General features: G+C 64.9%; 3 protein-coding genes. 2 read left to right on the top strand and 1 reads right to left on the bottom strand.

The features are described from left to right. Together QT222_RS02705 and QT222_RS02700 are read left to right on the top strand one after the other, a co-directional pair. Positions 1–1,116 (top strand): 3'-5' exonuclease (locus tag QT222_RS02705; protein ID WP_491476222.1); only part of this gene is annotated, 1,116 nt, incomplete at its 5' end. Between the two features lie 7 nt (positions 1,117–1,123). Then, positions 1,124–2,338 carry a M24 family metallopeptidase gene (locus QT222_RS02700; protein WP_491476221.1) on the top strand — a complete coding sequence of 405 codons (1,215 nt, stop codon included), beginning with the start codon at positions 1,124–1,126 and terminating at the stop codon, positions 2,336–2,338. A gap of 48 nt (positions 2,339–2,386) precedes the next feature. Here the strand turns inward: QT222_RS02700 and QT222_RS02695 are convergent. Continuing rightward, a partial coding sequence (locus QT222_RS02695; RefSeq protein ID WP_491476220.1) for a DUF7533 family protein occupies positions 2,387–2,590 on the bottom strand: 204 nt, incomplete at its 5' end.

Here is a 2,590-nt window from a genome sequence, read left to right as displayed (position 1 = left end):
CCCCACATGAGGGGTGTCCTCATCGCGGGCGACGACGACCAGGTCGTCTACGCGTGGCAGGGTGCAGACCCGAACCTACTTCTCGACGCGCAACGCGACGAAGACGAAGTACTCCCGAACTCCTATCGACTTCCGTCGAACGTTCTCAACGTCGTCAACCACGAGATTCGGCACATCGACAAGCGCCAAGAGAAGGACCTCAAACCCCGCAAGGAAGGTGGCGCAGTCGAAGCCGTCGAGAGTCCCTCGATGCTCGAACTCGCCCGGAACGTCCGGTACACCGTCGAACAGGACGAAGGAACCGTCATGGTCCTGTTCCGCGCTCGCTACCAGATGTTCCAGTTCATCGATGAGTTCCTCCCGTCGGGCATCCCCTTCTCGACGCTTACCGACCAGCGCATGTGGACCGACCGCCTCACCCAGTACGTCCGCGCTGTCGAAGCTATGGAGGCCGAGGAACCGGTCGACGGATTGGAGGCACGTCGCCTCGCCGACATGCTGCAGGACTCCGCGTTCGGTACGAACGACCGCGACGACCTGTTCGACGCCATCGACGAGCGCCAAGAGTCCGAAGGTGTCGAGGACATCACGAACATCGAGTTCACGCCGAAGGAAATCAAGAACTTCGCACCGTTTGCCCCCGACGGAACCTCCGCGAGCGACATGGTCCGCAAGGTGACGAGCTTCCAGCGAAAATCCATCGACGCGTACTTCACCGGCGAGTATCAGGAGATGGACCCGAACCGCGTCCGCGTCGGTACCATCCACTCCGCGAAGGGTCGCGAAGCTGACCACGTATTCATGGCGACCGACCTGACCGAGAAGGTCGTCGAGCAGATGGCCGCGTCCGTCTCCGACGAAGAACTCGAAGCCCGCGGTATCGAGGAGTTCACCGCGACGACGAGTCCTGTTCCGCTCGTGACCGACAACGAACGCCGTGTTTTCTACGTCGGCATGTCTCGCGCACGCGAGCGCCTCATCCTCCTCGAAAACCTCGTCAGCGGCGCACCGACGCTGCCTATCAGCGTCCTCCTGCACAACGAGATTCGCGAGGGAGACGCCCAGGAACTCGTCGACGAGGCACAAGAACCGCCCGCACCCGAACCCGAGGCGTAATCCACCCGTGCCGTCCGATTCCCGAGGCGGTGCCGCTATCGATGCGGCCATCAGCGAACGCGATGCCGTCGGCTTCGTCGCCGTCTGTCACGGTGACGGCCCGACGGGTCGCTACCTCACCGGCCGCAGGCTCGACACCGACTTCGTGTTCGTTCGCATCCCCGGCGAGACACATCTTCGCGTTCCATCGACTGTCGACCGTCCCGAACCCGACGATGCGGTCTCCGTCCGTGTCGACGACAGACCCGCCGGAAAAGCCGCGGCGGCCGTTCTCGGCGAACACGCGGCCGAAGGAACTGTCCTCGCGTCACAAACCATTCCGTACGATGCCGCGCTCCATCTCGAATCGGCGGGCTACGACCTCGCCTCGACGACAGTGCTTCGAGATGCACGCGCGGTGAAAGACGAAGACGAACGCGAGGCCATCGAATCGACGCAACGAGCCGCCAAGCGGGGTATCGGCCGCGCCGCCGAGATACTCGCCAAATCGATTGTGTCTGCCGAGAGTGACGAGACCGGTTCCGACGACGTGCTCGTCTGGGACGGCGCGCCGCTGTCGACAGAACGACTTCGCCGACAGGTGAACGCGATACTCGCAATCGAGGGCGTCGATGCCGCGGGTGCGACGACGGTTCGCGCCGGAAACCGCGGTGGAAGCGACGGACGTGGGGAAAGCACTGACGGCGACGACGGCGACAGCGACGACGGCGACAGCGACGAACGCGATGGCCGTGCCGGACGCGGGTCAGCAGTCGAACTCGTCGCCGACGAGCCAATCGTCGTCTCGGTGGCTCCGCGAGGCCCCGCCGGGTATCGTGGGGCGCTCGCGCGAACCTTCGTCGTCGACCCCGACGGCGGGTGGGAGCGCCGGGCGCACGTCGCCTGCGACGCCGCCCGCGACGTCACGCTCGTCGAAGCCGACCCCGGTGCGAGTGCCGGATTCCTCGGAAGCGAGATTCGCGCGGAGACGGCCGCGTTCGGGTTCTCGATGGACGAGGAAGTGACACGAGACGTTGGCGGCGGCATCGGTCTCTCGGCACGGGAAGACCCGCCGCTCGACGGTGATAGAGAACTCGCTGCCGGAAACGTTCTCAGGGTCCGCGCTGCGGTCACACACTCGGAACACGGTCACGTCGAACTAACGGACGTGCTCGTCGTCGAAGAAGACGGCCCACGGATGCTCGTCGACGCGCCGACCGGTCTCGACCCGAGTCGGTGGTGACGACCTGCGTCACCTCACGTCCGAAATCGAGACTACTGCTCGTCGTCCCTACTTCTCGTCGTCCGGGTCCTTCGCGACGCCGCCAACGACCTTTTCGGCGGCAATCGCTGGAAGGTCCTGCGGCATGGTGAGGTACTGCGGGAGTGCGACCATGAGTACGGCCAGGAACACCATCCCGCCGCCGAAGACCGTCTGGCCGTCGGTGAGGAGGTTCAGCCCGAAGATGCCGACGGGCAGGGCGAAGATGAGGGT

This window comes from Haloferax sp. s1, assembly GCF_058382125.1.
This window is presented reverse-complemented; position numbering and strand designations above follow the sequence as displayed.